This window comes from Blautia sp. AM47-4 (assembly GCF_003479865.1).
Taxonomy (GTDB): Bacteria; Bacillota; Clostridia; order Lachnospirales; family Lachnospiraceae; genus Fusicatenibacter; species Fusicatenibacter saccharivorans.
The window spans coordinates 187,191-194,219 of the sequence record NZ_QUHY01000005.1; the positions used below are offsets into that span (position 1 = coordinate 187,191).

General features: G+C 48.5%; 7 protein-coding genes. 2 read left to right on the forward strand and 5 right to left on the reverse strand.

The window, feature by feature from the left end; all coding sequences use genetic code 11:
* Window positions 1–43 precede the first annotated feature (43 nt).
* From DW965_RS05310 to DW965_RS05320, 3 genes are all read right to left on the reverse strand, one after another.
* A complete protein-coding gene (locus tag DW965_RS05310) occupies window positions 44–919 on the reverse strand; it encodes a phosphoribosylaminoimidazolesuccinocarboxamide synthase (protein WP_055217859.1) in 876 nt (291 codons plus the stop codon).
* A gap of 290 nt (window positions 920–1,209) precedes the next feature.
* Window positions 1,210–2,091, reverse strand: a complete 882-nt coding sequence (locus tag DW965_RS05315) for a beta-galactosidase small subunit (RefSeq protein WP_119198126.1) — start codon at window positions 2,089–2,091, stop codon at window positions 1,210–1,212.
* Complete coding sequence (locus DW965_RS05320) at window positions 2,088–4,316, reverse strand: glycoside hydrolase family 2 TIM barrel-domain containing protein (protein ID WP_158582809.1); 2,229 nt, start codon at window positions 4,314–4,316, stop codon at window positions 2,088–2,090. The genes DW965_RS05315 and DW965_RS05320 overlap by 4 nt, the downstream gene beginning before the upstream one ends.
* A gap of 226 nt (window positions 4,317–4,542) precedes the next feature.
* Between DW965_RS05320 and DW965_RS05325 the strand changes: the two genes are divergently transcribed.
* Window positions 4,543–5,412, forward strand: a complete 870-nt coding sequence (locus DW965_RS05325; protein WP_158576321.1) for a helix-turn-helix domain-containing protein — start codon at window positions 4,543–4,545, stop codon at window positions 5,410–5,412.
* Here DW965_RS05325 and DW965_RS05330 read toward each other — a convergent pair.
* Both DW965_RS05330 and DW965_RS05335 read right to left on the reverse strand, forming a co-directional pair.
* A complete protein-coding gene (locus DW965_RS05330; protein WP_117508939.1) occupies window positions 5,398–5,934 on the reverse strand; it encodes a nitroreductase family protein in 537 nt (178 codons plus the stop codon). The two genes, DW965_RS05325 and DW965_RS05330, sit on opposite strands and share 15 nt — an antisense overlap.
* A gap of 20 nt (window positions 5,935–5,954) precedes the next feature.
* The gene (locus DW965_RS05335) at window positions 5,955–6,491 is read right to left on the reverse strand and encodes a DUF3877 family protein (RefSeq protein WP_158568558.1); all 537 of its coding nucleotides are present in this window, start codon (window positions 6,489–6,491) and stop codon (window positions 5,955–5,957) included.
* Between the two features lie 293 nt (window positions 6,492–6,784).
* Between DW965_RS05335 and DW965_RS19440 the strand changes: the two genes are divergently transcribed.
* The coding region (locus DW965_RS19440) for a hypothetical protein (RefSeq protein ID WP_207666213.1) at window positions 6,785–7,029 on the forward strand (245 nt) is incomplete at its 3' end.

Here is a 7,029-nt window from a genome sequence, read left to right on the forward strand (position 1 = left end):
GGCAGAACCTGCCTCCTGTAGCTTTTTAACACTATGATGTTCTTTATGCCAGCGGTTTTCCTGTCAGCATCTCATATGCCTGAAGATATTTCTCGATCGTCTTGTCTACGATTTCCTGCGGCAGAGTCCAGTCGTGGTTTCCATCGTTGGCTTTGAGCCAGTCGCGCGCGAACTGTTTGTCAAAAGATGGCTGACCATGGCCTGGTTCATAACCATCTGCAGGCCAGAAGCGGGAGCTGTCCGGAGTCAGCATCTCGTCGCCGATTACGATATTTCCGTTTTCATCAAGACCAAACTCAAATTTTGTGTCTGCAATGATAATGCCTTTGCTTAAAGCATAATCGGCACATTTTTTATACAGAGCGATGGTGTAGTCGCGAAGCTTCTCTGCATACTCGGCTCCTTTTCCCGGGAAGTATTTTTCCAGATGGGCGATGCTCTGCTCATAAGAGATATTTTCGTCATGATCTCCGATTTCAGCCTTTGTGGACGGAGTGTAGATTGGCTCAGGAAGCTTGTCAGATTCCTTTAATCCTTCCGGAAGCTCGATGCCACATACTTTTCCTGTTTTCTGATAGCTTGCCCAGCCGCTTCCGGTAATGTAGCCGCGGACAATGCACTCGATAGGAAGCATTTCCAGCTTACGGCACATCATGCTGTTTCCGTCAAATTTCTCCTGCTGGAAAAATTCCGGCATGTCTTTTACGTCTACAGAGATCATATGATTCGGAAGGATGTCTTCTGTCAGATCGAACCAGAATTTGGACATCTGGGTCAGAACGGTACCTTTTTTTGTTACTACATTGTTCAGAATGACATCAAAACAGCTAATACGGTCGGTTGCTACCATGATCAGGCTGTCGCCGTTATCATAAATCTCGCGTACCTTACCCTCTTTGATTGGCTTTAATTCTTTCATCATGAATACCTCTTCTTTTCGTATAGGATAGTGAACGGAATTACACCCGATCCGGTGAAATTCCTTTGACACCTTTACCCTACACCACTCCTTATAAATTGTCAAGCATTTATTATTAACGCTACTAAATAAAACAGGCAAAATGATTGCTGCTCCGGTGCGCAAAAAAGTGCTTCAGGCGTGTGCAGTTCTCCTTTTGCGAAGCAAAATTTTTCATGATGGCTGCGAATGAGCAAATAAAATCGGCCGTCTGCCTTCCGAAAAATAAACAGTTGGCCGATTTCTTTCTTTTATGCGAAATGGAAACGGAACGTATAGCTGTATCTTCCCTTGCATACACGATATTCTGGGTGAATATTTTTCGTCCAGCCGGTATCTCCGCCAAGGCCTGCGTGTGCTGCATCCAGAATCAGCCAGGTTCCTGTCGTATGCTCCGGAAGTTCTTCCTCATATGCGGCTTTTCGATATTCTGCCATAGAATATGGAAGCGCACTGAAATGGAAATCATCACTGCCTACAATCTGAACGGTATGTGTTCCATCCGAAAGAATGGCAAACCGCGTGTCCTCATGGCCACCACATTCGCATGGTACTACAAACGGAACGTGCTGTTCTGCTACAGAAGATGTGTAAAATCCGGTAAAAGCTGCATCCTTTCGGTCTGCATACGTCTCCCAGGGTCCTTTTCCATACCAGGTGAGCGTATCAAACGCTGCAGGAAGGCAGAACGACTGTCCGACTCTTGCGATGGTCTCAAGGCCGCTGTTGTTTGTTACTTCGTTTTTCAGCTCCATTCCCTCACTGCCGATGCGATACAGAGTATGAGCGGTAAAGAGTACTGCGTTGTCCGGCTCAGCGGTATAGGAAGCCTGCACTTCAAGAAGCACCTGATTTTCGGCACTGACAGCCGATACTGACTGTACTTCCTTTTTCAGACGATCCAGACCTTCCGCGCGCCAGATATCATCGTAATCACTCTCGTGGGTTCCTTCATCAATACCGGTTGGAGCACGGTAAAACTCATCTTTTCCTCCGGTCATAAAAGAAACGCTCTTTGCCTGATATCTGGTAAATTCTCCTGTCTTTTTATCAAAGATAATTTCGGTCTCTTCGCCGGTGATGCGAACATGATTTTCATCCTCCGATACGGTCAGTGGTTTCCCGACAATCATTTCTCATCTGCCAGATAAACACCTGAAGTAACCGGAATCTGACGGCGGTATAGTTCTGTTCCCGCCGGTGCATAGAAGGCATCTTGGGCAAGCTCAACGTAATAATTTACATAGGCCTCGCCATGCAGTTTCGCCGGAAGCTCCGGAAGCGGAAGCGTCTCTGTTGTTCCGGGTGCCGTGTAAAATGCCGGATAGCTGCCTTTGGCAAGCATTTCGCCGTTCTGCACAATTTCATAACGCACCTTCAGATGCGAAAGATCAAGCGTATGATAGCGATTTGCCAGAACCCATACTGTTTCGCCTGTATATGGATTTTTCACCTGTTCAATCGTTACCGGGGACTGCCCGTTTCTCACCTCATATGCGCCCGGTTTATAGGAAAGGTCGGCAAAAACAACACCGTTCAGACACATATCCGGAACCGGATCGGTCACGTCCTCATCGAACGCTCCTCCGTAGCCGTATTTGATACTTCCGTCTTCTTTTTGAATCGCAATCGCCTTATCTGCAAAATCCCAGATAAATCCACCCTGAAAACGCGGGTATTTGTTGACATAGTCCCAAAATTCCTTGAAATTTCCGTTGCTGTTGCTCTTTGCATACGCATATTCGCACATGATGAACGGGCGGAGATCGGAATCGTCTGCCATCACATCCTCAAGCCAGCTCATCGTCGGATACATTGGGCAGATAACGTCGGAAATATTACTCTTTGGGTTGCCGGACTCATACTGAACGTATCTTGTCTTGTCGTATTCGCGGATCCAGCCGTGCATCGCGGCATGATTCGCCCCGGCACCGGATTCATTTCCAAGGGACCACAAGACGATGGAAGGATGGTTTTTATCACGCAGTACCATACGGGTTGCACGCTCCAGATAAGCGGCTGTCCACTCAGCGGATGCACTGAGCTGTCCGCCGTAACCGTGCGTCTCAAGATTTGTCTCATCGACAAGGTAAATGCCAAGCTCGTCACACAGATCATACCATTTCACGGAATTCGGATAATGGCTGGTACGAACAGCGTTGAAATTCAGGCGTTTCATCACAGCAATTTCTTTTCGCATCTGCTCCTCAGAAACGGTACGTCCCGTCTCGGCGCAAAAATCGTGGCGGTCAACACCTCGGATCACAAGGCGTTTGCCATTCAGGGTCAGAACACCGCGGCTGTTGATTTCCACCTGACGGAAGCCGACCTTGCAGCTCTCGATATCAACCGTCTCATTCTCTTTGTTCTGTAGCTCGACAACGAGGGTGTAAAGTGTCGGAGTCTCTGCAGTCCAGAGTGCCGGGTTCTCTACCGGAGCAGTAACGGTTGCGATGAATTTCGGCATCAGATAGAAGCCGCACTCAGCAAACGGTCTCGAATCCATCTCGGTTACTTTGTTCTGTTCTGCATCATACAGCGTCACTTTGGCATGATACTCGCCGTACAGCGGTTTGGAGTTGTCCGGCCAGATCGTGACAGAGAGGGTAGCTTTCGTGTAATCCGGGTGTGTGAACAGTGTCTCTGCCTTATAGTCCAGGATGTGCTGCACCGGTTTCGATACGAGGCGGACATCGCGGTAGATACCGGACAGATGCCAGTAATCCTGATCTTCCAGGTAAGTACCGTCACAGTAGCGCATTACCTGTACGGCGAGGGTGTTCGTTCCCTCCTGCACATATTCAGTGATGTCAAATTCCGCGTTCACTTTGCTGTCCTGGGAATACCCCACCTGTTTTCCGTTGACCCAGAGATAGAAGCAGGACTCCACACCGCCGAAATCGATGAGAAGCTGTCGGCCGATATAGTCTGTTGGAACCTCAAAGGTTCTGAAATAGCAGCCAGTCAGATTTTTCTCCGGTACGTACGGCGCATTCAGCTCGTAGGTGCCTTCGGTAATCTCGATCTCAAATGCTTCGCCGTTTGCCTCCCGTTTGAACGGATACAGCATATTGGTGTAAACCGGCTTTCCATATCCCTGCAGTTCCCAGTTGGACGGCACCGGAATCGCATCCCATGCTGCGTGATCGAAATTCTCTTCATAAAATGCTTCCACCGCTTCCGGTGACGGATACATTTTGAATTTCCAGTCTCCGTTCAGATCCATTACAAAGCGGGACGCGTTCCGATTTCCGGCGAGCGCCTGCTCTACCGTCTCATACGCACCGTATGGCGTATGCATCGGATAACGATTTTTCTGCGTTATATACTGATTTTCCCAGTCTCTTGTCTGTCTCATGTTCTTGAAACCCTCCTTGCCTTTGCTTTCGCATTTTCCGACTGTCTCTCTTCTTTTTATCCAGATTGGTGTTCCTTTTTTGCTTTCCTGTGATATAATACATCTGTGGATTTTCAGAAGATTCATGCAGTTATCTTATGATTCAGTATAAAACACTGCACGTGGATGAGAAATAGTTGATCTGGTGTTTCTTTTATCCAAAATGGGAAAGCAAAGGAGAAGTCGTATGATACCGGAATATCTGCTTGCAAAAATAGAAAAGAGCGATGTTATCTATCGCTGTATTGGAAATGAAATGAAGAACGGGATTCTGGCGTGCGGTTTTATGCGGAAAGAGACGGCGGACCGCTCGCAGTATCATTTTTCGAACGAGTATTACAGCTGTTTCGTGCTGCTGCGCGGGAGCGGGGAATATATTGCCGAGGACGGCACCTCCTATCCGCTGCAGGCGGGAAGCCTGGTCCAGCGTCTGCCGGGTGTGCCGCATTCCACACGCGTAGACCCCGATGGGAAATGGCTGGAATTTTTTATCTCGATTGGGAAACCGTTTTTTGATTCTTTCTGCTCGCTTTCGGTTCTGAACCGGGAGCCGGTGCTAAAGGCAGAGCTGCTTCCCGGCGATCTCGAGCGGTATCAGAAGCTTCTGCAGTCGTTAAAGGCCACACCGGACAGTCTGCTGCCTTTGCGGATTCCGGAGATGGAAAAAGAGATTCTGCGAATGTACGGCTACCATGCGCACCGGGTGAATCTGCAGCGGGATCCGATCGAGGCCGCCTGCGATATGCTCTCGCAGAATCTTGATGAAGAAATTTCTCTCGAAGAGCTTGCCCGGTCACTCCAGATCGGTTATGAGACGTTTCGAAAAGTATTTAAAAAACAGACCGGCGTCTCTCCTGCACGGTACCGCACTAGGAAGAAAATGGAGCAGGCCTGTATTCTTCTCGAGGGCGGCGTACCGATGAAGGAAATTGCCGGTCTTGTCGGATATGGCGATGTCTATGCGTTCAGCAAGCAGTTTTCCCGGTTCTTTGGATTCCCACCTGGAAAGTACCGCGCACGTCTTCACACGGATGCGCCGGATTTAGAACAGTTTTAAGATATCGTCCACGGTTTTACGTTTCGGCTTGTCCGGGTTGATGGCACGGTAGCCGACAGCAATGACAGCACCAAGGAGCTCATTCTCCGGAATGGAGAGGGCTTCACGGATAGCTTTCTCATCACGGATTCCCATAATCAGAGTATCAAGGCCAAGTTCTCTTGCGCGCAGGATCAGGTTTTCGTCGTGCAGGCCGAGATCGTAATAGCCCCAGCCGTTTCCAACTTCGTTGTCTGGTGTGCCGTCCTGTGTAAATCCGGAGCGGTCTTTTACGAATGCTGTTACGACAAGTGCGGCTCCCTTTGAACTCTTCTGATTGAATTCTGGAAGGCATTTTGCGGAAAATTCTTCGACTTTCTCCGGTGTTACCAGGGCATAGTACCGTGTTGTCTGTGAGTTTTTCCAGGATGGTGCCTGAATCGCTGCCTGTACGATCTCCTGGATCTGCTCTGCCGTTACGTGTTTCTCCGGATCAAACGCGCGGATGCTTCTTCTTTCTTCCAGCAGTTTTGTAAATTCCATGATGTATATCCTCCTTTTATTTATAAAGCCTCGTAATCTTCCCGTGAAAAACGGTGATACGTCAGGCCGAATTCATTTTCTTCGACACAGTAACAGTATTCATCTACAGACGGGTCTGAAAAAGAAAATACATGGCCCATCTCATGCTCCTCGGATGCGTTTTCTTCCACGGTAGTATGCATTTTCTCTGCATAGGAAGAAAAGCAGTTTCGAACCTGTTCCATTGTGTTTCCAGGCGTTGTGATCACCTGCAGAAGGTTCTGCAGGAGCTCCGGAACAGGAATTTTCCGCTCGATATAAGAACATCCCTCCTCCGGGATTTCCATGCAGTAGCGGTCCTTGACCGCTGAAATCGCAAGTGTTCCAAAACGCGGCTGTACTTCCTTACAGAACGCGGCAAGTGCCGCATCCAGGTCTTCTGTTTCGTCTAAAGAGAGGGAACGGCGCAGGGACTCCGCCGGGTAGTAGAGCTTCATCGTACCGCCCTCATAGCCGATCTTCACCTGCCATTCCCGAATCGTATCGGTAATATGTTTTTCCAACAGTTTTGCTGTCATGTTTTCTAAGTCACCTCCATTATGCTGCATGTGCAAAAAATACAGTATTATTATCGCATGAATTGGGAGTTGTGTGAACACTTAATTTTTTGTTTTTACAAAAAAAGAATCACTTTTTTTACTCCTCGAAACGGCAGAAACCTCCGCCAGAAAAGCTGGAACAGAGGTTTCTGTGATTTCTTATGTCAGAAGAATTTCTCAGTCATTTCGTTCTGAATTACTCTTCGTCGTCTTTTTTCTTTCTGCCGCGGAGTTTGAATCCAAGTCCGCCAGCGCCAAGAGATGCAACTGCCATGCTTACCCATCCCCAGATGTTGGTAGCATCACCGGTCTTTGCATTATCGCTCTTCTTGGAAGTAGAGGTATTGGATACTTTATTACTTGCAAGCGGAGTAGATGTTGCTTTCGGGGTGCTTGTCGGGGTCTTCGTCGGCTGCGTCGTAGGTATTGTGGTAGGAGCAGTCGTCGGGGTTGTGGTTGGTGCTGTTGTAGGTGTAACCGTCGGAGTCTCAGTTGGGGGTTACGGTCGGGGTAACAG